At 53.7% G+C, this 26,139-nt stretch carries 21 protein-coding genes; 17 read left to right on the forward strand and 4 right to left on the reverse strand.

Going from position 1 to position 26,139, the window contains the following annotated elements:
* Positions 1 to 220 precede the first annotated feature (220 nt).
* The 10 genes from iscR (at position 221) to sseB (ending at position 8,068) form a co-directional block, all read left to right on the forward strand.
* Entirely contained in the window at positions 221 to 712 is a 492-nt protein-coding gene (gene iscR / locus ACOXYR_RS04460; RefSeq protein WP_015963423.1) for a Fe-S cluster assembly transcriptional regulator IscR, read from the forward strand.
* A gap of 135 nt (positions 713 to 847) precedes the next feature.
* Complete coding sequence (gene iscS / locus ACOXYR_RS04465) at positions 848 to 2,062, forward strand: cysteine desulfurase (protein WP_015963424.1); 1,215 nt, start codon at positions 848 to 850, stop codon at positions 2,060 to 2,062.
* 24 nt (positions 2,063 to 2,086) lie between these two features.
* Positions 2,087 to 2,473, forward strand: a complete 387-nt coding sequence (gene iscU, locus ACOXYR_RS04470; RefSeq protein WP_005120408.1) for a Fe-S cluster assembly scaffold IscU — start codon at positions 2,087 to 2,089, stop codon at positions 2,471 to 2,473.
* A gap of 16 nt (positions 2,474 to 2,489) precedes the next feature.
* A complete protein-coding gene (iscA, locus tag ACOXYR_RS04475) occupies positions 2,490 to 2,813 on the forward strand; it encodes an iron-sulfur cluster assembly protein IscA (protein WP_004104506.1) in 324 nt (107 codons plus the stop codon).
* 69 nt (positions 2,814 to 2,882) lie between these two features.
* Positions 2,883 to 3,398: a co-chaperone HscB gene (gene hscB, locus ACOXYR_RS04480; RefSeq protein ID WP_421355727.1), complete on the forward strand. Its 516-nt coding sequence runs from the start codon at positions 2,883 to 2,885 to the stop codon at positions 3,396 to 3,398.
* A gap of 15 nt (positions 3,399 to 3,413) precedes the next feature.
* Complete coding sequence (hscA, locus tag ACOXYR_RS04485; protein ID WP_421355728.1) at positions 3,414 to 5,264, forward strand: Fe-S protein assembly chaperone HscA; 1,851 nt, start codon at positions 3,414 to 3,416, stop codon at positions 5,262 to 5,264.
* Between the two features lies 1 nt (position 5,265).
* Positions 5,266 to 5,601 (forward strand): ISC system 2Fe-2S type ferredoxin, encoded by a 336-nt coding sequence (fdx, locus tag ACOXYR_RS04490; protein ID WP_015963427.1) that lies wholly within the window; start codon positions 5,266 to 5,268, stop codon positions 5,599 to 5,601.
* An 11-nt stretch (positions 5,602 to 5,612) separates the two neighbouring features.
* On the forward strand, positions 5,613 to 5,813 hold the full coding sequence (gene iscX, locus ACOXYR_RS04495) for a Fe-S cluster assembly protein IscX (protein ID WP_015963428.1): 201 nt from the start codon (positions 5,613 to 5,615) through the stop codon (positions 5,811 to 5,813).
* A gap of 70 nt (positions 5,814 to 5,883) precedes the next feature.
* Entirely contained in the window at positions 5,884 to 7,170 is a 1,287-nt protein-coding gene (gene pepB / locus ACOXYR_RS04500) for an aminopeptidase PepB (protein WP_421355729.1), read from the forward strand.
* Between the two features lie 121 nt (positions 7,171 to 7,291).
* Positions 7,292 to 8,068, forward strand: coding sequence for an enhanced serine sensitivity protein SseB (gene sseB, locus ACOXYR_RS04505; protein ID WP_421355730.1), 777 nt, complete (start codon positions 7,292 to 7,294; stop codon positions 8,066 to 8,068).
* Between the two features lie 115 nt (positions 8,069 to 8,183).
* Here sseB and ACOXYR_RS04510 read toward each other — a convergent pair whose 3' ends face one another.
* From ACOXYR_RS04510 to ACOXYR_RS04525, 4 genes are all read right to left on the reverse strand, one after another.
* Positions 8,184 to 8,954 carry a MurR/RpiR family transcriptional regulator gene (locus tag ACOXYR_RS04510; protein WP_421355731.1) on the reverse strand — a complete coding sequence of 257 codons (771 nt, stop codon included), beginning with the start codon at positions 8,952 to 8,954 and terminating at the stop codon, positions 8,184 to 8,186.
* Complete coding sequence (sseA, locus tag ACOXYR_RS04515) at positions 8,954 to 9,799, reverse strand: 3-mercaptopyruvate sulfurtransferase (protein ID WP_421355732.1); 846 nt, start codon at positions 9,797 to 9,799, stop codon at positions 8,954 to 8,956. Before sseA ends, ACOXYR_RS04510 begins: the two co-directional genes overlap by 1 nt.
* Before the next feature lie 91 nt (positions 9,800 to 9,890).
* Positions 9,891 to 11,258: a 6-phospho-alpha-glucosidase gene (locus ACOXYR_RS04520; RefSeq protein ID WP_415728357.1), complete on the reverse strand. Its 1,368-nt coding sequence runs from the start codon at positions 11,256 to 11,258 to the stop codon at positions 9,891 to 9,893.
* 11 nt (positions 11,259 to 11,269) lie between these two features.
* Entirely contained in the window at positions 11,270 to 12,814 is a 1,545-nt protein-coding gene (locus tag ACOXYR_RS04525) for a PTS transporter subunit EIIC (RefSeq protein ID WP_421355733.1), read from the reverse strand.
* Positions 12,815 to 13,093: 279 nt separating this feature from the next.
* On the opposite strand from ACOXYR_RS04525, the gene ACOXYR_RS04530 reads away from it, so the two are divergent.
* From ACOXYR_RS04530 to ndk, 7 genes are all read left to right on the forward strand, one after another.
* The gene (locus ACOXYR_RS04530) at positions 13,094 to 18,058 is read left to right on the forward strand and encodes an alpha-2-macroglobulin family protein (RefSeq protein ID WP_421355734.1); all 4,965 of its coding nucleotides are present in this window, start codon (positions 13,094 to 13,096) and stop codon (positions 18,056 to 18,058) included.
* Between the two features lies 1 nt (position 18,059).
* Positions 18,060 to 20,399: a peptidoglycan glycosyltransferase PbpC gene (pbpC, locus tag ACOXYR_RS04535; RefSeq protein ID WP_421355735.1), complete on the forward strand. Its 2,340-nt coding sequence runs from the start codon at positions 18,060 to 18,062 to the stop codon at positions 20,397 to 20,399.
* Between the two features lie 355 nt (positions 20,400 to 20,754).
* Positions 20,755 to 23,133, forward strand: coding sequence for a DMSO/selenate family reductase complex A subunit (locus ACOXYR_RS04540; protein WP_421355736.1), 2,379 nt, complete (start codon positions 20,755 to 20,757; stop codon positions 23,131 to 23,133).
* Positions 23,130 to 23,759: a DMSO/selenate family reductase complex B subunit gene (locus ACOXYR_RS04545; RefSeq protein ID WP_421355737.1), complete on the forward strand. Its 630-nt coding sequence runs from the start codon at positions 23,130 to 23,132 to the stop codon at positions 23,757 to 23,759. The genes ACOXYR_RS04540 and ACOXYR_RS04545 overlap by 4 nt, the downstream gene beginning before the upstream one ends.
* A complete protein-coding gene (locus ACOXYR_RS04550) occupies positions 23,752 to 24,576 on the forward strand; it encodes a dimethyl sulfoxide reductase anchor subunit family protein (protein ID WP_421355738.1) in 825 nt (274 codons plus the stop codon). The genes ACOXYR_RS04545 and ACOXYR_RS04550 overlap by 8 nt, the downstream gene beginning before the upstream one ends.
* Before the next feature lie 134 nt (positions 24,577 to 24,710).
* Complete coding sequence (locus ACOXYR_RS04555) at positions 24,711 to 25,439, forward strand: 4Fe-4S binding protein (RefSeq protein ID WP_189622684.1); 729 nt, start codon at positions 24,711 to 24,713, stop codon at positions 25,437 to 25,439.
* A gap of 142 nt (positions 25,440 to 25,581) precedes the next feature.
* Entirely contained in the window at positions 25,582 to 26,013 is a 432-nt protein-coding gene (gene ndk, locus ACOXYR_RS04560) for a nucleoside-diphosphate kinase (protein ID WP_015963434.1), read from the forward strand.
* Positions 26,014 to 26,139 lie beyond the last annotated feature (126 nt).

The following is a 26,139-nucleotide window of genomic DNA, read 5'->3' on the forward strand; positions in this document are numbered from 1 at the left end:
GGGAGAGGGGACAGATTGTGCGCGGTGTTCCCCCTCTCCCTGTGGGAGAGGGCCGGGGTGAGGGCAACAGACCGCACTGAATGTTAAATACCTGACTAAATTACTCAAGTAAATAGTTGACCATTTTACTCGGGAATGTCAGACTTGGACCTGCTATGCAATACCCCCACATAAATTATTAAAAACCCCGGGCAGGGGCGAGTTTGAGGTTAAGTAAGACATGAGACTGACATCTAAAGGGCGTTACGCCGTGACCGCGATGCTGGACGTTGCACTCAACTCCGAAGCGGGCCCGGTGCCGTTGGCCGATATTTCAGAACGACAGGGAATTTCACTTTCCTACCTGGAGCAGCTTTTCTCCCGTCTGCGTAAAAATGGTCTGGTATCCAGCGTTCGCGGCCCTGGCGGCGGCTATCTGCTGGGTAAAGAAGCTAACCACATCGCGGTTGGCGAAGTTATCAGCGCAGTTGACGAATCCGTCGACGCGACCCGTTGTCAGGGTAAAGGCGGCTGCCAGGGTGGCGATAAATGCCTGACTCACGCACTGTGGCGCGACCTGAGCGATCGCCTGACCGGTTTTCTGAACAACATCACGCTGGGCGAACTGGTCAATAACCAGGAAGTGCTGGATGTGTCTGGTCGTCAGCACACCCATGAAACCACGCGCAGCACCCGTGCGCAAGACGCAATCGACGTCAAACTGCGCGCGTAAAATAACTATCCGCGCGACGGATAATAAAGAGATTTCAGAATCAGGCCGGAGCGTACCGCGCTCCGTCTCCTCGGTCGTACATCCAGCCGATAGCCTGATTCCTTGCATTGAAGCGATGTACGGAGTTTAAGAGCAATGAAATTACCGATTTATCTCGATTACTCCGCAACCACGCCGGTGGACCCGCGTGTTGCCGAGAAAATGATGCAGTTTTTGACCCTGGACGGAACCTTTGGTAACCCGGCCTCCCGTTCTCACCGTTTTGGCTGGCAGGCTGAAGAAGCGGTAGATATCGCCCGTAATCAGATTGCCGATCTGGTCGGTGCGGATCCGCGCGAAATCGTATTCACCTCCGGTGCAACCGAATCGGACAACCTGGCAATTAAAGGTGCAGCCAACTTTTATCAGAAAAAAGGCAAGCACATTATTACCAGCAAAACCGAGCATAAAGCTGTGCTGGACACCTGCCGTCAGCTTGAGCGTGAAGGTTTTGAAGTCACCTACCTTGCCCCTCAGCGCAACGGTATCATTGACCTGAAAGAACTCGAAGCGGCGATGCGTGATGACACCATCCTCGTTTCTATCATGCACGTGAACAACGAAATCGGTGTGGTACAGGACATCGCGACCATCGGCGAAATGTGCCGTGCGCGCGGTATTGTTTACCATGTTGATGCGACCCAGAGCGTGGGCAAACTGCCTATCGACCTGAGCCAGCTTAAAGTTGACCTGATGTCCTTCTCCGGCCACAAAATCTATGGCCCGAAAGGCATTGGCGCGCTGTATGTGCGTCGTAAACCGCGTATCCGCATCGAAGCACAGATGCACGGCGGCGGTCACGAGCGCGGCATGCGTTCCGGTACTCTGCCTGTTCACCAGATCGTCGGTATGGGCGAAGCTTACCGTATCGCGAAAGAAGAGATGGAAACCGAAATGGCCCGTCTGCGCGGTCTGCGTAACCGTCTGTGGAACGGCGTGAAGGATATGGAAGAAGTTTACCTGAACGGTGACCTTGAGCAGGGCGCACCGAACATCCTTAACGTCAGCTTCAACTTTGTTGAAGGTGAATCGCTGATTATGGCGCTGAAAGATCTGGCCGTGTCTTCCGGTTCCGCCTGTACGTCTGCAAGCCTCGAGCCATCCTACGTGCTGCGCGCACTGGGTATGACCGACGAGCTGGCACATAGCTCTATCCGTTTCTCTTTAGGTCGTTTTACTACCGAAGAAGAGATTGACTACACCATTCAACTGGTTCGTAACTCCATTGGCCGTCTGCGCGACCTTTCTCCGCTGTGGGAAATGTTCAAACAGGGCGTGGATCTGAACAGCATCGAATGGTCACATCACTAATCGGTAGATAAGAGGAATTCAATCATGGCATACAGCGAAAAAGTTATTGATCATTACGAGAACCCGCGCAACGTTGGCTCTTTCGACAACAGCGATGAGAGCGTCGGTAGCGGCATGGTTGGCGCACCAGCGTGTGGCGACGTGATGAAGTTGCAGATCAAAGTCAACAATGAAGGTATCATTGAAGACGCGCGTTTCAAGACCTATGGCTGCGGTTCTGCCATTGCGTCCAGCTCGCTGGTTACCGAATGGGTAAAAGGCAAGTCTCTGGACGAAGCACAGGCGATTAAAAACACCGACATCGCAGACGAGCTTGAACTGCCGCCAGTGAAAATTCACTGCTCTATCCTGGCAGAAGACGCGATTAAAGCCGCCATTGCGGATTACAAAAGCAAACGTGAAGCAAAATAAGAATTGAGGTTTTGTTATGTCGATTACATTGAGCGACAGTGCAGCAGCGCGAGTCAATACCTTCCTGGCCAACCGTGGTAAAGGGTTTGGTCTGCGTCTGGGCGTGAGAACTTCCGGCTGCTCGGGTATGGCGTATGTACTGGAATTTGTTGATGAACCTGCGGCAGAAGATACCGTGTTCGAAGACAAAGGCGTGAAGGTAGTGATCGACGGTAAAAGCCTGCAATTCCTCGACGGCACTCAACTGGACTTCGTTAAAGAAGGCCTGAACGAAGGGTTTAAATTCACCAACCCGAACGTCAAAGATGAGTGCGGTTGCGGCGAAAGCTTTAACGTGTAACTGAACGTCACCAACCCCACCGCAGGCCATCTGTGGGTGGGGTTTTGTTTTATTTACCCTGAGATTGTTATGGATTACTTCAGCCTCTTCGGGTTACCCGCCCACTATCACGTCGATACTCAGGCCCTTGCGACCCGTTTTCAGGATCTGCAACGTCAGAACCATCCCGACAAATTCGCCAGCGCAAGCGAGTCCGAACAACTGGCCGCAGTACAACGCTCCGCAACCATTAATCAGGCCTGGCAAACGCTGCGCCATCCGCTGCCGCGCGCAGAGTATCTGCTTTCGCTGCACGGATTTGATTTAGCCAGCGAGCAGCACACGGTGCGCGATACCGCCTTTCTGATGGAACAACTGGAACTGCGCGAAGAGCTGGACGAGATTGAACAGGCGAAGGATGACGCGCGGCTGGAAGGGTTTATTAAACGCGTGAAAGCGATGTTCGACACTCGCCATCAGCAGATGGTGAAAGAATTAGACGATGAAGCGTGGGAGACGGCGGCCGATACCGTGCGTAAACTGCGTTTTCTCGATAAACTGCGCAGCAGTGCTGAACAACTCGAAGAAAAACTGCTCGACTATTAATTTCGGAAGCTCAATATGGCCTTATTACAAATTAGTGAGCCTGGTCTGAGTGCCGCGCCGCATCAGCGTCGTCTGGCGGTTGGCATTGATTTAGGCACCACCAATTCTCTGGTTGCGACGGTCCGTAGCGGTCAGGCGGAAACACTGGCTGACCGCCAGGGCCGTCACCTGCTGCCCTCTGTTGTCCATTACCAGGCACAGGGCCACGTCGTGGGTTATGATGCGCGCACCAATGCCGCGCAGGATCCAGCTAATACGATAAGCTCCGTCAAACGTCTGATGGGCCGCTCGCTGGCAGACATTCAGGCGCGTTATCCGCACCTGCCGTACCAGTTTGAGGCGAGCGAAAATGGCCTGCCGATGCTGGTCACTGAAGCCGGTGTGCTGAACCCGATTCGCGTCTCGGCCGATATCCTCAAAGCGCTGGCGGCGCGGGCTACTGAATCGCTCGCCGGTGAACTTGACGGCGTGGTGATTACCGTTCCGGCCTATTTTGACGATGCACAGCGTCAGGGCACCAAAGACGCCGCGCGTCTGGCGGGCCTGCACGTGCTGCGTCTGCTCAACGAACCGACTGCTGCGGCCATTGCCTATGGCCTGGATTCCGGTCAGGAAGGCGTGATTGCCGTCTATGACCTGGGCGGCGGTACGTTTGATATCTCTATTCTGCGCTTAAGCCGCGGCGTGTTTGAAGTGCTGGCGACCGGTGGTGATTCCGCCCTCGGCGGTGATGACTTCGACCATTTGCTGGCGGACTACATTCGCGAACAGGCGGGTATTCCCGATCGCAGCGATAACCGCGTCCAGCGTGAACTGCTGGATGCTGCCATCGCCGCTAAAATCGCCCTGAGTGACGCTGACAGCGTGGCGGTTGAGGTTGCTGGCTGGAAAGGCGACATCACCCGCGAACAGTTTAACGACCTTATTTCCCCGCTGGTTAAACGTACTCTGATGGCCTGTCGCCGCGCTTTGAAAGACGCAGGCGTGGAAGCGGATGAGGTGCTGGAAGTCGTGATGGTCGGTGGGTCTACTCGTGTGCCGCTGGTGCGTGAACGCGTGGGTGAATTCTTTGGCCGCACGCCGCTTACCTCTATCGACCCGGATAAAGTGGTCGCCATTGGCGCGGCGATTCAGGCCGATATTTTGGTGGGTAACAAGCCAGACAGTGAAATGCTGCTGCTGGACGTTATCCCGCTGTCGCTCGGTCTGGAGACCATGGGCGGGCTGGTTGAGAAAGTGATCCCGCGTAACACCACCATTCCGGTGGCGCGAGCGCAGGAGTTTACCACCTTCAAAGATGGCCAGACGGCGATGTCTATTCACGTGATGCAGGGCGAGCGCGAACTGGTGCAGGATTGCCGCTCGCTGGCGCGCTTTGCGTTGCGTGGTATTCCGGCGCTGCCGGCGGGTGGCGCGCATATTCGCGTCACTTTCCAGGTGGATGCCGACGGGCTGTTAAGCGTGACCGCGATGGAGAAATCCACCGGGGTTGAATCCTCAATTCAGGTCAAACCGTCCTACGGTCTGACCGACGGTGAAATCGCCACCATGATTCAGGATTCCATGAGCTACGCTGAGCACGATGTTAAAGCCCGTATGCTCGCGGAGCAAAAAGTAGAAGCAGCACGCGTACTGGAGAGTTTGACCGGTGCTCTGGCCGCCGATGCCGCGCTGTTAAGCGCCGCAGAACGTCAGGAGATTGATGAAGCCGCTGCGCAGCTGCGCGCGGTAGCCGAAGGCAATGATACTGACGCAATAGAACAAGCCATTAAAAACGTTGATAAACAAACCCAGGAATTCGCCGCTCGCCGTATGGATAAATCCGTCCGTACTGCGTTGAAAGGCCAATCCGTGGACGAGGTTTAATATGCCAAAGATTGTTTTTCTGCCCCACCAGGATCTGTGTCCGGATGGCGTAGTTGTGGAAGCTGAGACCGGTGAAACTATTCTGGATGCGGCGCTGCGTAGCGGTATCGAGATTGAACACGCCTGCGAAAAATCCTGTGCCTGCACCACCTGCCACTGCATCGTGCGTGAAGGTTTCGATTCTCTGCCGGAAAGCACTGAAGACGAAGACGATATGCTGGATAAAGCCTGGGGGCTGGAACCGGATAGCCGTCTGAGCTGTCAGGCGCGCGTCACCGACGAAGATCTGGTGGTCGAAATCCCGCGTTACACTATTAACCACGCACGCGAGCATTAACAGAGGATAGTATGGGACTGAAGTGGACCGACAGCCGTGAAATCGGCGAAGCGCTTTACGACACCTTCCCGGATACCGATCCGAAGACCGTGCGCTTTACTGACCTGCACCAATGGATTTGCGACCTTGAGGATTTTGATGATGACCCTCAGGCATCAAATGAAAAAATCCTTGAGGCAATTCTGCTAGTCTGGTTAGACGAAGCTGAATAAGTCACATAACGGGCTGCCTTCGGGTGGCCCGTATTGCTAATACGGCCCGTTTACGAATAAGGATAAATAAATGACCGAAGCGATGAACATTACGCTGACCACGCAGCCCGCCGATGCGCGCTGGGGCGAAAAAGCGACTTATAGCATTAACGATAATGGAATCTCTCTGCACCTGACCGGTAAGGACGACCTGGGCCTGATTCAGCGCGCGGCGCGTAAAATTGATGGCTTGGGCATTAAACACGTGGCGCTGATCGGCGAAGGCTGGAGCGCTGACAGCGCGTGGGCTTTCTGGGCCGGTTATAAAGGGCCGAAAGGCACGCGTAAAGTGGAATGGCCAGAGCTGGATGACGCGCAGCGTCAGGAACTTGATAACCGCCTGACTATCATCGACTGGGTGCGCGATACCATCAACGCACCGGCGGAAGACGTCGGCCCGTCACAACTTGCACAACGCGCGGTGGATCTGCTGTGCAGCGTCGCTTGTGATCAGGTTTCTTATCGCATCACCAAAGGCGAAGATCTGCGTGAGCAGAATTACATGGGTATTCACACCGTAGGCCGTGGCTCTGAGCGTGCGCCGGTACTGCTGGCGCTGGACTACAACCCAACCGGCGATAAAGACGCGCCGGTTTACGCCTGCCTGGTCGGGAAAGGTATTACCTTCGATTCCGGCGGTTATAGCCTGAAGCAAAGCGCGTTCATGGACTCGATGAAGTCCGACATGGGCGGTGCGGCGATGGTCACTGGCGCGCTGGCGTTTGCTATTACGCGTGGTTTGAACAAGCGTGTGAAACTGTACCTGTGTTGTGCCGACAACATGGTGAGCGGCAATGCGTTCAAACTGGGCGATATCATTCACTATCGCAACGGTAAAAACGTCGAAGTGATGAACACCGATGCTGAAGGGCGTCTGGTGCTGGCCGATGGCCTGATTGATGCCTCTGCGCAGAAACCAGAACTGATCATCGACGCTGCAACCCTGACCGGGGCGGCAAAAACGGCGTTGGGTAACGACTACCATGCGCTGTTGAGCTTTGACGATAGCCTGGTGAATCGCCTGATGGCGAGTGCCGCAGCAGAAAACGAACCGTTCTGGCGCCTGCCGCTGGCGGAGTTCCATCGTAACCAGTTGCCGTCCAACTTTGCCGAGCTGAACAACACTGCGAACGCCACCTATCCGGCGGGTGCAAGCACGGCGGCGGGTTTCCTGTCTCACTTCGTTGAGAACTATCACAAAGGCTGGTTGCACATCGACTGCTCCGCGACTTATCGCAAAGGCGCGGTAGAGCAGTGGGCCGCCGGCGCGACCGGGCTGGGCGTGCGTACGATTGCGAATCTGCTGACCGCTGAATAAATTATTACCCCTCACACCGGCCCTCTCCCAAAGGGAGAGGGAACTGTTCTGTGCGGTTTTCTCCCTCTCCCTTTGGGAGAGGGCCGGGGTGAGGGGGAAAACCGACATTCTGGAACCCACTATGTCCGAAACCAAAAACGAATTAGAAACCCTGCTTGAGCAGGCGGCGACCGAACCGGCGCATCGCCCGGCGTTTTTCCGCACGCTGCTGGAATCCACCGTGTGGGTGCCCGGTACAGCGGCGGAAGGCGAACAAATTGTGGAAGACAGCGCACTCGATTTACAGCACTGGGAAAAGGATGATGGTACTTCCGTTATTCCCTTTTTCACCTCGCTGGAAGCCTTGCAGCAGGCCGTTGAAGAGGAACAGGCGTTCGTGGTCATGCCCGTTCGCACGTTGTTTGAAATGACTCTTGGCGAAACGCTGTTCCTCAACGCCAAATTGCCAACCGGGAAAGCGTTCACCCCGCGCGAAATCAGCCATCTGATTGGAGAAGAAGGCAATCCGCTCAGTACCCAGGAAATTCTGGAAGGCGGCGAATCGCTGATCCTGTCAGAAGTGGCGGAGCCGCCAGCCCAAATGGTCGACTCACTCACGACGCTGTTTAAAACCATCAAACCGGTGAAACGCGCGTTTATCTGTTCTATTAAAGAGAGCACAGAAGGCGAAGCGAATCTGCTGATTGGTATTGAAGCAGACGGTGATATTGAAGAGATTATTCACGCCGCAGGCAGCGTGGCGACCGATACGCTACCGGGCGATGAACCGATTGACATCTGCCAGGTGGTAAAAGGGGAAAAGGGAATCAGCCACTTTATTACCGAACACATCACGCCGTTCTACGAACGCCGCTGGGGCGGCTTCCTGCGTGATTTTAAACAGAACCGCATTATCTGAGTTTGTGGAATGCCGCCCTACAGGGCGGCATCCTGTCTTTCCTGCTGCCTTTATTCACACCTAAAAGATATTGCTGCGTCTAGAAGAGAAATCATTGCCAAACTTACGGGTGTTATTACTCGGTTGCTTCCAATAGCAATAAATCCATCAATAGTACCAGGTTGGATTCGAATGAAGTTATTCCAGAGGCTTCAGCCGCGTAATGAATCGCTTCATCATAAAGAGCAAAATGCAGATCGGCGATTTCAGCCAGGGGGTTGGCCGATGCGCGGGTAAAAGCAATAACCGTCATGCCAACATTTTTTGCGATACGGGCTTTATCCAGAACCTGCTCAGTCTCACCACTACGTGAGACGGCGATAAAAACCTGATAACGGGAAGCATTGTTTAAAAATATATTTCTACTATCGCCAGGGCCGGAAAGGAAAGCCGTTTTACCCAACACTTGTAGCTTCTTAGTAAAATATTCCGCAAAGAGATAGGAAAAGCCGGCACCGTAAAGAAAGAAACTCTCTTGCTTTCGCAGAAGTGTGGCAAACGCATTACGTTTATCGTCACTAACCCAGGAAAAGGTGGTTCGATAATTTGCCATGAATTGTTCAAAGGCAGAAGGGAGTTTCGGCAGGGTATGGGCCGTAAAAGCAATATGCGGCTCACTGGAGAGTAGTTGTTTACAGTGCCAGGTAAACTCACTATAACCACTGAAGCCGAGTTTCTGGCATAAACGCATTATGGTGGCTGTGGAGACATACGTTGTCTGCGCCAGTTCACGGACTGTAAGTTGTCCTAGCAATAACGGATGTTCTGTAATGTAGGCAAGTACGCGATATTCTGCGCGAGTTAGTGCTTCCCCGCGCATTAATAACGTCGTGAGGCGATTATCCATTAATTAGCCGGTTCCACTGGGAGGTCATCCCGAGCTCCCCATTCGCTCCAGGCTCCATCGTATAAAGCGATATTTTTTACACCCAACGTCGACAGTGCGAGCACGATCACCGCTGCCGTTACGCCAGATCCGCAACTGGCAATAATTGGTTCATTAAGGTTGATACCTTTTTGGGAAAAAATAGTTTCCAGCTCGTCGGTGGTTTTTAACTCACCTTCGAAAACCAGTTCATTCCAGGGAATATTGCAGGCGCCGGGGATATGTCCACGTTTCAGTCCAGGCCGTGGTTCATCCACCTCGGCGTTAAAACGCGGCGCGGGGCGGGCATCAATTATTTGGGCACTTTTTTCATGACTCGCCAGAAGCACATCAGTAAGACGGATGATTGCGTGGGAGTCAAATTTCGCACTGAAATCGCTGTCTGGCAGGGTGACGACACCGCGTTGTAACAGGCCTCCCTCACGTTGCCAGCCGGAAAGCCCTCCAGCCAAAATGGAAACGTTGTCTACTCCAAACGTTTTCAGCATCCACCATGCGCGCGGCGCTGAAAAAAGGCTGCCTTCATCATAAATGATAAGATGCTTATCATGGCTAACGCCCAGTTCTCGCATGGCCACAGCGAAGGCTTCCGCACGAGGCATCATGTGAGGATACGCGCTGTTGCGATCTGAAAGCGTCTCAATATCAAAGAAAACGGCGCCAGGCACATGCCCGGCACGGTACTCTGCGGGGATATCACGATCGTCCTGCCCTGGCGGAGCCATCCGCGCATCAAGAATTTGTACTTCAGGATCGTCGATATGTTCCGCCAACCAGTCGGCTGCGACAAAATATGAGGTGGACATGATTGCCTCCATCTTTCTTGGTATAAAAACGGATTGTCGGTGTTTTTTCTGACACCGACAAGCAAAGCACGTTCAACTCGCGAACAAGCCCCTATTTTTTAACCGGATGTCCGTCCTGGTACGCTTTTTTTAGCTCCGGCCAGTACTCGCGATTTGCGATAATCATCTCATCAAGAATGGCTTTGGCATGTTCCATTGTGGGAACAGTACGATTGAGCGTGAACGCCTGTAGCGCTTTTTCATAGCTGCCTTCCAGTGTGGCCTCAACCAGTAACTGTTCACTTGCCAGTTGTTGCTGCAAAAGGGTTTGATGGAAAAGCGGTACCTTCCCAATACGCACGGCTTCAGGGCCTTCGGATGTGATATAAGCCGGGATTTCAACCATGGCATCATAAGGCAGATTCGTGATGGCCCCACGGTTTTCGACCATTACCAGATGACGCTGGCGAAGGTTGAATGCCAGTGAGCGAGCAACATCGACAATAAACTCACCATGCACTCCAACGTGAAAAGCATCAGATAAAATGCCGGTTTGTTTATATTCCTGAGCCGCCGCAAATAACTTCTTCTCTCTACCGTTCATTACCTCGTTCGCACGGGTGTAGTCAGGGTTTTGTTTTTCAACAATCTGATTTGGCATCAGGTAATACTGTAGGTAGGGGTTGGGCAGATATTCAGGGAAATTATCCATGATTGGCTTAATGTTGCGCCAGGTTTTTACCCATGAAGGATCTGAATGTTGAGGATCCGTTTTAGCAGCATCTTCCGTTAGAAGACCGAATTTAGCGATATGTTGTCGAAGCAATGGCAATTTATCTTCACCGTCAACCATTACCCGGGTAAACCATCCGAAATGATTTAATCCGAAATATTCAACTTCAAGTTTGTGGCGATCGACGCCCAGAATAGCGCCCATATTACGCATAGCCGCGACTGGCATATCACAAATATTTAATACACGAGCATCTGGACGCAGGCGACGAATCCCTTCGGCGACAATAGCAGCAGGGTTTGAATAATTCACGATCCACGCTTTTGGATCCGCAAAGCGATTAACGAAATCAATCAGTTCTACCATTGGCATGATGGTACGTAAACCGTATGCCAATCCTCCCGGGCCACAGGTCTCCTGACCCACAACGCCATGCCGTAGCGGAATTTTTTCGTCCTGTTCGCGCATGTTGTACTGGCCTACGCGCATTTGAGCAAAAATAAAGTGTGCGCCACTGAACGCAACCTCAGGATCGTTGGTCACGGTAAATTTTATTGACGCACTGTGATCGCGGAGAACTTTTTCAACCACCGGAGCAATGGTATTTTGCCTGGTTTCATCAATATCATAGAGGCGAATTTCGGCGAGCGGGAATTCAGCCAGTCGCACCATTAAGCTTTTAACAATCCCCGGTGTGTAGGTGCTACCGCCGCCCGCAATTGACAGAATAAAGGGTGGTTTAAACATATTTTCCTCCTTCAAAGAAACGTCTCAACAGCTTCACGCATTTTTTTAACATGCAGTCCGTAGACTACCTGAACATTATTTCCCTGCTTAATGATGCCTTTTGCGCCTGTGGATTTTAGCTCCGGCTCATTTATGCAATTGACATCTTTTACCGTTACGCGCAATCGGGTGTAACAATTATCGACGACAACGATATTTTCACGGCCACCCAGACCAGTAATAATGGACTCCCCCAACTCACCGCTTTTATCTTGATTTTGGAAATCCTTTTTACTGTACAGGCGTGTTTCTTGTTGTTCCTCTTCTCGACCCGGCGTTTTCATATTCAAATGAACGATCAAGAATCGAAACACGACAAAATAGAGTGCGAACATAATAAAGCCGACAACGAGATACATCGGCCAGTTGGATTTATCAGTGCCGAGCGGCAGATTATAAAGAATGAAGTCGATAATGCCGTTAGCCCCGATCGCATGGACACCAAAAAGAGAAAACAACATCATGCCAATTCCTGTGAGTACGGCATGAACAACAAACAGCAGTGGTGCGACAAAAAGGAACGAGAATTCGATAGGTTCAGTAACGCCAACCAGAAATGAGGTCAGTGCTGCGGGAATAAGAATGGCTTTTGCTGCTGCCTTACGTTCCGGTTTGGCTGTGAGATACATCGCAAGGGCGGCTGCAGGCAGGCCGAACATTTTACTAATACCACGGGCATCCCAGACCACAGTTTGGCTCAACTGCTTCACATCGGGGCAGGCCATTTCCGCAAAATAGATATTACGTGCGCCCTGATAGGCAGTGCCGCACACATCTTGAGTGCCACCAAGCTCGGTATAAAGGAAAGGGGTATAAACCAGATGATGTAATCCAGTGGGCACCAGAATACGTTCAAGAAAGCCGTAAATCGCTACACCTAAAGGGCCTGCGCCCTTAATAGCCAACGCCATCGCGCTTATCCCGTGTTGTGCAAACGGCCAGAGTTCACTCATCACAGCGCCAAGTACGATTGCAACAGGCAGCATCACAATAGCGACAAAACAATGGCCGGAATAGATCGCCATCGCTCCCGAAAATTGAACGCCAGAATATTTGTTGTAGAGATACCCTGAAAGAGCACCTGTCAGAATGCCCGCAAAAACACCCATCTCAAGAACCTGTACACCCAGCACCATACTTTGGCCGGCGGCTTTCATCTGGGCAGCGGGAGCAAGTTCGCCCAGGAGCTGTAACGTAACGTTCATCGCATTGATGAAGACGACAAAGGTCACCATACCGATTAATGCCGCATAGCCTTTGTCACGTGTTGCAAGACCCACTGGAATACCGACCGCAAAGACGAGTGCCAGATTGACCAGAATCGATACGGCAGATTTGGCGATGAGCTGTCCTATTCCTTGAACTATGGGGTGGCCTGTAAAAGACAGGTAGTCTGAAAGGGTGCTATTGCTCAGAACGTTACCAAAGGCAATAAACAGGCCCACAATAGGTAAAATAAGTACCGGGCCATAAAGTGATTTTCCGAAATTTTGTAGGGCGTTCACGACTCTTTTCATAGTTTTCTCTCAAATTGAACCGCGCACATGGGTAAGGTTAGGGGTTAAACTAACAGCTATTGTGAGAGAGTTTCTATCTATCTTATTGTTTTAGAAATGAATTACTTGAAAGGTTACATGTAACCTTCAGCGGTGTGATCGATGTAACATCGCGCATCGGCAATCAATCGTAATTGCGACGAGCTTTCCACTATTTGATTCTGTCGTTGGGTTTTACTAAAACTAGCGGATAATACTTATCGGGTATGAGCAACAGGCTCCTCGGGCCAGGGATAAAGGATGAAACCATTTCGTTTAGCCGCGATCGCTTTCGCGTTACTGACCACTTTTACATTGAGTGGTTGTGATAATAGTGATGAAAAAACCACAACAGTGTCGTCTGAATCAGCGGCTTCCCATAAAGCTGATGAAAAATCGCCGAAAACTGATGTTGTCCAACCGGAAAAACTCGCCAAACTGGCTCAACAGAATCAGGGCAAAGCATTAACCCTGCTGGATGCCTCTGAAGTGCAGCTTGAAGGCGCGTCAGCGCTGGTGCTCACTTTCTCGGTGCCGCTCGACCCCAATCAGGATTTCGCCAAAACCGTCCATGTCGTTGATAAAAAGAACGGCAAAATTGACGGTGCCTGGGAGCTTGCCCCAAATCTGAAAGAGTTGCGTCTGCGGCATCTGGAGCCAAAACGTGAACTGATTGTCACCGTCGACCCTGAGCTGGTCGCGGTGAATAAAGAGACGCTGGGCAAAGGCGTCGAAAAAACAATTTCTACCCGTGATATTGCGCCAACGGTCGGCTTCGCCAGCCGCGGCTCGCTGCTGCCGGGTAAAGTGGTGGAAGGGCTGCCAGTGATGGCGCTCAACGTCAACAATGTTGATGTCAACTTCTACCGCGTGAAGCCGGAATCGCTGGCGTCGTTTGTTAGTTCGTGGGAATACCGTAACTCACTGAGTAACTGGGAATCTGACGAACTGCTGAAGATGGCGGATTTAGTCTATACCGGACGATTCGATCTCAACCCGGAACGTAACACCCGCGAGAAACTGCTGCTGCCGCTGAAAGATATTAAACCGCTGCAACAGTCCGGTGTGTATATCGCGGTGATGAATCAGGCAGGACACTACAACTACAGCAACGCCGCCACGCTCTTTACCCTGAGCGATATCGGCCTTTCTGCGCACCGCTATCACAATCGACTGGACGTCTTTACCCAAAGTCTGGAAAACGGCGCGGCGCAGGGGGCGGTCGATGTCCAACTGCTGAACGAAAAAGGGCAAACCCTGGCGCAGGCGAACAGCGATGCGCAGGGCCACGCCACGCTGCAAACCGATAAAGACGCGGCGCTGGTGCTGGCGCGAAAAGATGGTCAAACCACGCTTCTCGATCTCAAACTTCCGGCGCTCGATCTCGCAGAATTCGCCATTGCCGGTGCGCCTGGCTTTAGCAAACAGTTCTTCATGTTTGGCCCACGCGATCTCTATCGTCCTGGTGAAACCGTCATTCTTAACGGCCTGCTTCGCGATGGCGATGGCAAACCGCTGGCGGAACAACCGGTCAAAATCGAGGTGGTGAAACCTGACGGTCAGGTGGTGCGCAGCGTGGTCAGCAAACCGGTGAACGGTCTGTATCAGTTCACCTATCCGCTCGACAGCGGCGCGGCGACCGGGATGTGGCATATCCGCGCCAACACCGGCGATAACCAGCGTCAGGAGTGGGATTTCCACGTCGAAGATTTCATGCCAGAGCGTCTGGCGCTAAACCTGAGCGCCGAGAAAACCCCGCTGGCGCCAGAAGATGAGGTGAAGTTTGGCGTAGTCGGTTACTACCTCTATGGCGCACCGGCCAATGGCAACACCTTACAGGGCAAGCTGTTCCTGCGTCCGCTTCGTGATGCGGTGGCTGCCCTGCCGGGTTTCCAGTTTGGCGATATTGCTGAAGAGAATCTCTCGCGCAGTCTCGATGAAGCCAGCCTGACGCTGGACGAAAAAGGGCGCGGGGAAGTGACTACCTCCAGCCAGTGGCAGGAAGCACATTCCCCGTTGCAGGTCATTTTACAGGCCAGCCTGCTGGAATCGGGTGGCCGTCCGGTGACGCGTCGTGCCGAACAGGCTATCTGGCCTGCATCAGAACTGCCGGGTATTCGTCCGCAGTTCGCCAGCAAAGCGGTGTATGACTATCGCACCGACACCACGGTGAATCAGCCGATTGTCGATGAAGACAGTCAGGCCGCATTTGATATCGTTTACGCCAACGCTCAGGGTGAGCGCAAGGCGGTTGAAGGCCTTCAGGTACGCTTGATCCGCGAACGTCGCGACTATTACTGGAACTGGTCGGAAGATGAAGGCTGGAAATCCCAGTTTGACCAGAAAGACCTGGTGGAAGGCGAAGAGAGCCTTAACCTGAAAGCCGATGAAACCGGTAAGGTCAGTTTCCCGGTTGAGTGGGGCGCTTATCGTCTGGAAGTCAAAGGGCCGAACGACACCATCAGTAGTGTTCGTTTCTGGGCCGGTTACAGCTGGCAGGATAACAGCGATGGCAGCGGCGCGGCGCGTCCGGATCGGGTGACCATGAAGCTGGATAAACCGTCCTATAAACCAGGAGACACCATCAAGTTGCACGTTGCCGCACCGGCGGCGGGCAAGGGTTACGCGATGGTGGAATCGAGTGAAGGCCCCTTGTGGTGGCAGGAGATAACCGTTCCGGCGGAAGGGCTGGATCTCTCCATTCCGGTGGATAAAAGCTGGAACCGTCATGACCTCTATTTGAGCACGCTGGTGGTGCGTCCGGGTGATAAATCCCGTTCCGCTACGCCAAAACGCGCGGTCGGTGTACTGCATCTGCCGCTCGGCGATGAAAACCGTCGTCTGAATATCGCCCTTGATGCGCCTGCGAAAATGCGCCCGAATCAGCCGCTGACGGTGAAAGTGAAAGTCGATCACAAAGAAGGCGCGGCACCGAAACAGGTGAATGTACTGCTTTCGGCGGTGGACAGCGGCGTGCTGAACATTACTGATTACACCACGCCGGATCCGTGGCAGGGCTTCTTCGGCCAGAAACGCTATGGTGCGGATATCTATGATATCTACGGCCAGGTGATTGAAGGGCAGGGACGTCTGGCGAACCTGCGCTTTGGTGGTGATGGTGACGAACTGAAACGCGGCGGTAAGCCGCCGGTTAACCACGTCACCATTATCGCGCAACAGGCCCAGCCGGTAACGCTTGATGAAAATGGTGAAGGCACTGTCACTCTGCCAATCGGCGATTTTAACGGCGAGTTGCGCGTGATGGCGCAGGCGTGGAGCGATGAAGATTTTGGCAGCAGCGAAGATAAAGTGGTGGTTGCCGCGCCGGTCATTGCTGAGCTCAACATGCCGCGCTTCCTGGCGGGTGGCGATACCGCGCGTCTGACGCTCGATATCACTAACCTGACGGATAAACCGCAGACGCTGAACGTACAATTAGCCGCAAGCGGGCTGATTCAACTGGAAGGCGCCCAACCCGCACCCATTACGTTACAGCCGGGCGTGCGCAATATTCAGTTTGTGCCAGTCAGCGCGAAAGAGGGGTTTGGCGACGGTCAGGTGGATATCACGGTAAGTGGCCTGACATTACCGGGTGAAACGCTGCCACCGGTGAGTAAATCCTGGAAGCTGGGCGTGCGCCCGGCCTTCCCGGCACAGACGGTGAACAGCGGCGCGGCGTTGCAGCCGGGTGAAAGCTGGAGTGTGCCGCAGGGCTATCTGGCGAATTTCTCCCCGGCAACGGTGCAGGGGCAACTGCTGCTGAGCGGCAAGCCGCCGCTGAACCTGGCGCGCTATATTCGCGAGTTGAAAGCGTATCCGTACGGTTGTCTGGAGCAGACCGCCAGCGGTCTTTTCCCATCGCTGTACACCAACGCGGCGCAGCTCAAAATGCTCGGTATTACCGGCGACAGCGATGAGAAACGCCGCGCGGCGGTGGACGTTGGGATCTCCCGTATGCTGCAAATGCAGCGTCAGGATGGCGGTTTCGCGTTGTGGGATAAAGAAGGCCCCGAAGAGTACTGGCTGACGGCCTACGCGATGGACTTCCTGGTGCGCGCCGGCGAGCAGGGTTACAGCGTGCCGGCAGATGCCATCAACAAAGGCAATAACCGTCTGCTGCGTTATTTGCAAGAGCCGGGGCTGATGACAATTCGCTACAGCGATGATACCGCGGCCAGCCGCTTTGCCGTGCAGGCTTATGCCGCACAGGTGCTGGCGCGTCAGCAGAAGGCGCCGCTTGGCGCACTGCGCGAAATCTGGGAACGTCACGCGCAGGCAAAATCTGGCCTGCCGCTGATGCAACTGGGTGTCGCGCTGAAAGCAATGGGTGACGCGCCGCGTAGCGAGGAAGCGATTCAACTGGCGCTGAAAACACCGCGTGCAGACACGCCGCGCTGGATTGGCGATTACGGCAGCGCGCTGCGTGATAACGCGCTGATGCTGGCGTTGATGGAAGAGAACAAGCTGCTGCCAGATGCGCAAAACACGCTGCTGCAAACGCTCTCTGAACAGGCATTTGGCGAGCGTTGGTTATCCACCCAAGAGAGCAATTCGCTCTTCCTGGCGGGGCGGGGTCTTGCTGATTTACCGGGCAACTGGCAGGCACAAACGTCGCTGGATGCCGCGCCGTTGCAAAGTGATAAAGCACAAACCCGTAATCTGGATGCAGACCAGTTGGGCGCGTTGCAGGTGACGAATAGTGGCCTCCAGCCTCTGTGGTTGCGCCTCGACGCAACCGGGTATCCGGAGTATTCACCGGAGCCGGTCAGCAACGTGTTGCAGATTGAACGCCAGATTCTCGGTACAGACGGTAAACCTAAAGCCATCTCTTCACTGCGCAGCGGTGACCTGGTTCTGGTGCGCCTTGAGATCAACGCCAGCCAGAACGTTCCGGATGCACTGGTCGTTGATATGCTGCCTGCCGGGCTGGAGCTGGAAAATCAAAACCTGGCAAACAGCAGTGCCAGCCTTGCGGATAACGCTGGTGAAGCGCAGAACCTGATCAACCAGATGCAACAGGCGGATATTCAGCATATGGAATTCCGCGACGATCGTTTTGTGGCAGCCGTTGCCGTCAATGAGAACCAGCCGGTCACGTTGGTTTATCTGGCGCGTGCGGTGATGCCGGGAACCTATCAGTTGCCGCAGCCACAGGTGGAGTCGATGTACGTGCCGCAGTGGCGTGCGACCGGCCAGGCGGATGGCCCGCTGATCGTTACGCCGTAAGATGTGGTTGTGGTCTGTGTTTAAACGCCGCTGGCTTTGGCTCGCGGCGAGCGCGGTGGTGGCGTGGCTGGCGGTGCTGGGGGCCGATCGACTTTGGCCGCTGCCGTTACATGAAGTCACGCCCGCCCGCGTGGTGGTCGCACGGGATGGCACACCGCTATGGCGCTTTGCTGACGCCGAGGGAATCTGGCGTTATCCGGTCACTATCGAAGAGGTGTCGCCGCGCTATCTTGATGCGCTGATCCAGTATGAAGATCGCTGGTTCTGGGATCATCCCGGTGTTAACCCCTTGTCCATACTCCGTGCCGCCTGGCAGGATCTGACCTCCGGGCGCGTGGTCTCAGGTGGCAGCACGCTTACCATGCAGGTGGCACGCCTGCTGGATCCTCATCCTCGTACTTTCGGCGGTAAATTTCGTCAGCTCTGGCGTGCGTTACAGCTGGAGTGTCATCTGTCAAAACGTGAGATTCTCACCCTCTACCTCAATCGTGCCCCTTTCGGCGGCACGTTGCAGGGCGTGGGCGCGGCAAGCTGGGCCTATCTGGGTAAACCGCCGGCACAATTGAGCTATGCCGATGCTGCGCTGTTGGCCGTGCTGCCGCAGGCTCCCAGCCGTTTACGCCCGGATCGCTGGCCGGAACGCGCGCAGGCGGCACGCAATAAAGTGCTGGCCCGCATGGAAACGCAGCAGGTGTGGCCCGCGCAGGTGGTGAAAGAGGCGAGTGAAGAGCCGGTCTGGTTGTTCCCACGGCAGATGCCGCAGTTGGCGCCGCTCTTCTCGCGCAAAGTGCTGGCGATGAGCAAAGCAGAAAAAATCACCACCACGCTCGATGCCGGGTTGCAGCGTCAGCTGGAAGAGATGGCGCTTAACTGGAAATCGCGCCTGCCGCCGCGCAGTTCGCTGGCGATGATCGTCGTGGATAACAGTACAATGCAGGTACGCGGCTGGGTGGGATCGGTAGACATCAGTGACGACAGTCGATTTGGACATATCGACATGGTGTCGGCGATCCGATCGCCGGGATCGGTATTGAAACCGTTTGTGTATGGTATGGCGATGGATGAAGGGTTGATCCATCCTGCCTCGCTGCTTCAGGATGTTCCGCGCCGGGTGGGGGATTACCGACCTGGCAACTTTGATAGCGGTTTTCACGGCCCGGTAAGTATGAGCGAGGCGCTGGTGCGATCGCTGAATCTCCCAGCGGTGCAGGTTCTGGAAGCCTACGGCCCGAAACAGTTTGCCGCGCGTCTGCGAAACGCCGGTCTGCCGTTGATATTGCCCGCTGGCGCGGAGCCGAATTTATCGTTGATCCTCGGCGGGGCGGGGGCGAGGCTTGCAGATATCACTGCCGCCTATAGCGCTTTTGCACGTCATGGTAAAGCAGGGCGCTTACGTTTGCTTGCCGACGATCCGCTGGTGGAACGCCCGCTATTGTCGCCGGGATCGGCGTGGATCATCCGTCGTATTCTGGCGGGAGAAGACCAACCGATGGCGGATGATTCGCTGCCGCAGGTGGTTCCGCTGGCATGGAAAACCGGCACCAGCTACGGCTATCGCGATGCGTGGGCCGTTGGCCTGAATGCGCGTTACAGCATCGGTATCTGGACCGGCAGGCCAGACGGCACGCCCGTTGCCGGGCAGTTTGGTTTCGCCAGCGCGGTGCCACTATTGAATCAGGTCAGCAATCTGTTGCTTTCCCACGCCAGTACGGGGAAAAACGGATTACCGACCGACCCACGTCCTGCTTCGGTGAGCGGTGGAACAATATGCTGGCCGGGTGGGCAGTCGCTGCCTGAAGGCGACGCGAACTGCCGCCGTCGTCTCGCCACCTGGCTTTTGGACAACAGTCAGCCGCCCACGCTGCTGTTGCCGGGTCAGGAAGGTATTCGCGGTATTCGCTTCCCGGTCTGGCTGGATGCGCAGGGTAAACGCGTCGCAGCCGATTGTCCGGATGCGAGGCAAACCACTCTGGATGTCTGGCCGCTGCCACTGGAGCCCTGGCTTCCCGTCAGCGAGCGACGCGCTGCCAGACTCCCTATTGCTTCAACCGTTTGTCCGCCGCAAGTTTCACCGGACGCGCCGCCATTGATCCTTTCGGGCGTGCGTGAAGGCGCGGTGATTCAGCGTGCACCCGGCGAGTCGCAGGTTACCCTTGCGTTGCAAACCAGCGGCGGAGAGGGACAACGCTGGTGGTTCGTGAATGGTGAGCCTCAGGAGAGCGCCAGTAGCCGTTTTACCCTGGTATTGCATAAAGAAGGTCAATATCAGCTGGTGGTATTAGATGAAGCGGGGCAAATGGCTACGGTGCATTTCTCATTTAAATCGGGATCCCAGCTTTGACTGGAAATTATTCAGAACAAGGGGCAGACCAGGAACTATCAGAGTTATAAGTAACTCGTTAATATTTGATGGTTTTGTCGCATCATTTCTTCTTAATTGACTTTATCTGACCCTAACCCGTCTTCCTGACGTAACAAAACCAGAATGAAAGATAAAAATAAACTTTATTATCTTGCTGTTTATTGTCTTATTTATTCAGTGAATGTGTTTCAGTATATTTATTTATTCGCTTAATATAATGGCGCAACAAATAATAATGTAACATGATGTTATTATCTTAAGTTAGTTGATTACTGTCATTATCACGCCCCGCAGAAGAAAAGAGAATATTTTTTATTTATAGGGACAAGTGGCAGTGGATAAAACGGACAATACAGAAGATGATATTTTCCCGGCGGTAACCCGACGTGGATTTTTACAGGCCAGCTCAGCGCTGGTCACGCTTCCCTTTCTTGCAACTTCCGTCAGCGCGGCGCAGGCGAAAAATGAAACGTCATCAGGGGCCCAGGATGAGCGTGTTGTTCAGACTTGCAGTACCTTTGACTGTGGCGGTAAGTGTGATATTCGCACGCATATTCGTGACGGCGTAGTAACACGTATTTCCACGCGTCCTGATGAAGCTCTGGACGAGCAAATGCCAATAATGCGAGCCTGTGTTCGTGGGCGTGGATACCGCAAATTTGTTTATCATCCTGACCGTCTGAAATATCCGATGAAGCGGGTTGGAAAACGGGGTGAAGGTAAATTTGAGCGTATCACCTGGGATGAGGCGACAACGCTTATTGCCGATAATATAAAAGCGATCACGCAACAATATGGCCCGAGCTCCCGTTATGTGCACGTGGGTACCGCTGTTTCAGGCGGAACCTTTTCCGGCGATAAAATGGCCCGGCGCTTGTTGAATCTGACCGGTGGCTATCTTGAGAGCTATCACTCGGTCAGTATGGGCAACACCGCCGCCGCCACGCCGTATACCTATGGCACGCCAGCCAGCGGCAGCTCCCTGGATACACTGATGGATACCAAACTGGTGATCCTGTGGGGGCATAACCCAACGGAAACCATCTTCGGTCATACGAATTACTACTTTCAGAAGATGAAGCAAAACGGCACACGCTTCATTGTGGTCGATCCGCGATACTCAGATACGGTGTCATCTTTGGCTGACCAGTGGATTCCCCTGTTGCCGACGACGGATAACGCGCTAATGGATGCGATGATGTATGTCATCGTCAGCGAAAATCTACACGATACCGACTTTATTCAGCGCTACACCCTCGGCTTCGATGAAGCGAGTATGCCGAAAGGTATTCCGGCAAATGAATCTCTGGTCGCTTATCTGATGGGGGAAAAGGACGGCGTGCGTAAGACGCCTGAGTGGGCCGAAAAAATTACCCATGTTCCGGCACAGACCATCCGTCAGTTGGCGCGCGATTATGCCAACACCAGGCCAGCAGCATTAATTCAGGGTTGGGGGCCTCAGCGACATAACTGTGGCGAACGTACCGCGCGTGGCTCGACGCTGCTGGCTTCCATCACCGGGAATGTGGGGGTAAAAGGCGGCTGGGCCGCGGGTTATGGCGGTATTGCCAGCCGTAAATTCACCACGGGCCCAGAGATGCCCGATAATCCGGTTAAAGCAAAAATCTCGGTAATGAACTGGGTACAAGCGGCAGATGATGCCTCGAAGGTAACACCAGAGATGGGCCTGAAGGATGCGGATAAGCTCGACAGCAATATCCGCTTGCTCTTCTCTCTGGCCGGTAATTACCTCGCGAACCAGAACCCTGATCTTCACCAGGCCGTGAAGGTGCTGGAAGATGAGTCGAAGATAAAATTTATCGTCGCAAGCGATCTGTTTATGACACCAAGCGCGAAGTATGCGGACGTGCTCCTGCCGGAAACCAGCTTTATGGAACGGTGGAACATTGGTGAGACCTGGGGAACGGCGAGCTATTTGATCCTGTCTGAGAAAGTGATTAAGCCGGAATTCGAACGCCGCTCTGATTATGACTGGTTACGTGAAGTTGCAGCAAAGCTGGGAATTGAGGCGGAATTCAGTCAGAACAGAGATGAAAAGCAGTGGATTGAGCACATCTGGCAACAAACGGTGGAATCAACGCCGGATGAAAATCTACCGAATTTCGCCACGCTGCAAAAAACGCGTCAGTATCTTTTTAAAGACCGGCCTTATGTCGCGTTTGAAGAAAACATCCGCGACCCGAAGAATCATCCATTCCCGACGCCGTCAGGAAAAATTGAGATCTTTTCCCAGCGCCTTTATGAGATGAAACACGCGGAGATCCCGGCACTTTCACACTATGTACCCGCGCACGAAGGCCCGGAAGATCCCCTGACGGCGAAATATCCCCTGCAGTTAATCACCTGGAAAGGTAAAAATCGCGCCAACTCTACGCAGTACGCCAATCCCTGGCTGCAGGAAGTTCAAACGCAAAAACTGTGGATCAATCCTCAGGATGCGCAGAAGCGCGGCATCGAACAAGGGACGATCGTTCGTGTTCACAACGATCGAGGCGTGTGTGAGATCCCCGCTGAGGTTACACCAAGGATCATTCCGGGCGTGGTGGCCATACAGGCCGGCGCCTGGTGGCAACCGGATGAACAAGGGGTGGATCATGGCGGATGCCCCAACGTGCTCAGTTCTGCACGGATAACGCCGCTTGCGAAAGGGAATTCCCATCAAACGATGCTGGTTGAGGTTGTGAAAGTATGAGTCACTTTAAAGAGTATGCGCCGGTGAGCGACAAGCAGTTGGGATTCTTTATCGACTCTTCCCGCTGCTCCGGCTGTAAAGCGTGCCAGGTGGCGTGTAAAGATAAAAATAACCTTGAAGTCGGACGTCGTTTTCGTCGTGTCTATGAGGTCAATGGCGGAGGCTTTATGCCGACCGGGCAGGGCGGGCTGCAGAATAACGTTTTTGCCTATACGCTCTCCATTTCCTGCAACCACTGCGCTGATCCTATATGCACTAAAAACTGTCCGACTACGGCGATGCACAAGCGTTCCGGCGATGGTATCGTGCGGGTAAATACGGATAAATGTGTCGGTTGCGGCTACTGCGCCTGGTCCTGCCCTTACGGTGCGCCACAGATGAATGAGCTGACCGGGCAGATGTCGAAGTGTGATTTCTGCGTTGACCTTCAGGCGAAGGGCGAACAACCCGTTTGCGTAGCAACCTGTCCGCTGGGGGCTATTCAGTTTGGGCCTATTGAGGAATTGAGGGCGAAGAATGGCAACCTGTGTGATGTTAAGGGGTTGCCGGATTCGTCGCTCACTCATCCAAATCTGGTGATTAAGCCACATCAGGGCGCGGAAAAAGAAGAGGTGCGCCATGCATGAGTTACCGCTGATCCTCTTCACGCTGCTGTTGCAATGCTCGGTCGGTATGACCATTGGCCTTGCATTAACTTACCGCCGTGCGGAGAAGATTGTCGATGTGCGGCGCAGGATGCAGTGGCCGTTGGGAATAAGCTTCATTCTGGCAGCTATTGGCCTGACGGCCTCCACGCTCCATCTCGGCTATCCGCTTAACGCTTTTAATGCGCTTCGCCATTTTGGTAGTTCATGGCTGAGCCGCGAAATTATCTTTGCCAGTTTCTACCTTGCGGCATTGGGACTCAGTATCGTGGTTGCATTTGTCCGTAAACCAGGCTGGCAATTTCTGCTATGGCTCGCGGCATTGTTGGGGGCGGTTGATGTGTTCTGCATGGCGCAGATTTACATCCATACCGGGGTTATCAGCTGGCAGCATATCAATACACTGGTGATGTTTGCGGGTACAGCAGGAACGTTGGGAGCCCTGGCTCTGGCGGCTCTACGAGGTTTCGACATCCTGCCTTCACAGGTCGTGTCGCTGCGCTGGGTACTGGGGATCATTGTAATTATCATGTTGATCCGCCTGCTAATGCAGCCTGTTTGGGTACACGATATCACTGCTGCAGCGCCACAAAGCGTGACATTCCCACACTCTCCAATGCACCAATTGCAGCAGCTTCGCGATGTGCATATCGCTGGCTGGTGCCTTGGCGTCGCAGGGCTTGTGTGCTTCGCTTGCGGTGTACGCCGCAATGCCGCGTCCTTCTGGCTGGTGACTGGCGGTGTGCTGTTGCTCGTGGCGGAAGTCGTTCTGCGTAGTGTGTTCTTCAGTATCGGCTGATGATCAGTAACGCGCTGTTAAAAGGCGTGGAGCCTGGCGAGCGCTGCGTGCGCCGCCAGTTTCGTTACGCTTCGTGTGACGCCTGCGTCAGGGTGTGCCCGACGCAGGCGTTGTCATGCGCAGATGGCAAACTGGTGGTAGACAATGACCACTGCGTAAAATGTGCAGCGTGCCTTTTTGTGTGTCCGGTTGAGGCGATTGAAGGCGTAGAAACGGAGAAACGTTTTTTTCGCGATCATATTCTGGTTGCGCCTTTCTCCGTGATTGCCCCAACGGTAGAAGAGCTGCTTTTTTGGCATGTGGAAAATCATATCCGCGGAGTCGAAATGGATCCGCTCCGCCATCCGCAATGGATGCTGGCAATCGCCAGGCTTAATCTTCGACTTCGGGAATATGGTCAGCCTGAGTGGACATTTTCACGACCCGCACAAAGCAAAATTAATACTTCCCGACGCGCACTTTTTCATGTGCGGCCTGAAAAGACGGCATCTGCCAGAGTTCAGCCAGGCTTACGTCGCTGGCGGCAATTGTGGGCCTGGATGAGTGATTTTCGGGTAACAATAGACAAGCATAAATGCACCCTGTGTGGAGCCTGCTGGCGTGCCTGTCCGCAAAAATTAATGATATTCAATGGTGAAGAACTGATTATTGAAGATGTGAAGTGTACAGGCTGTGGCGCTTGTGCCGCAGTTTGCGTCTATCAGGCGCTGACTCTGATGCCTTTCGTTTCACAAAGAGAGCATCAACATTTTATAGCCTCGGAATCACACTGTGTTTGCTGTCATAAACGCTTCTGGTCGCTTAACGCGACTACGAAACGATGCCTGTTTTGTCAGCGTCATTCTCACGGCATGCGTGATTAAGCCTAATTCCTTTGTTGCCTAACATCGTTTTATTTTAAAAAAATGTTACCTTCGTCCATAGGCAAGGCGAGTTTGTCTCATTATAATCCGCGCCAGGTCATACGATGTATGCATAACAACAGAACACATTTTAGAGGTAATCATGGCTATTGAACGTACTTTTTCCATCATCAAGCCAAACGCGGTGGCAAAAAACGTTATTGGGAGCATCTTTGCGCGTTTTGAAGCGGCAGGGTTCAAAATCGTTGGCACGAAAATGCTGCATCTGACCGTTGAGCAGGCGCGTGGTTTCTACGCGGAGCATGATGGCAAACCGTTCTTCGACGGTCTGGTTGAATTCATGACCTCTGGCCCAATCGTCGTTTCCGTACTGGAAAGCGAAAATGCGGTACAGCGTCACCGCGATCTGCTGGGGGCGACCAACCCGGCTAACGCTCTGGCAGGTACCCTGCGCGCAGATTACGCTGACAGCTTCACCGAAAACGGCACCCACGGTTCCGATTCCGTTGAATCTGCACAGCGCGAAATCGCTTACTTCTTCGGCGAAGGCGAAGTCTGCCCGCGCACTCGCTAATTGATCAGCCTGTAGGCCGGATAAGCGAAGCGCCATCCGGCAGTTTCACCGAATGACACCTGATGGCGCTTCGCTTATCAGGCTACGGTTGAGACAGGTATGATTATTTTTACGAATGTCACGTGC

It is taken from the genome of Pseudocitrobacter faecalis (assembly GCF_965231525.1).
GTDB classification, from domain to species: domain Bacteria; phylum Pseudomonadota; class Gammaproteobacteria; order Enterobacterales; family Enterobacteriaceae; genus Pseudocitrobacter; species Pseudocitrobacter faecalis.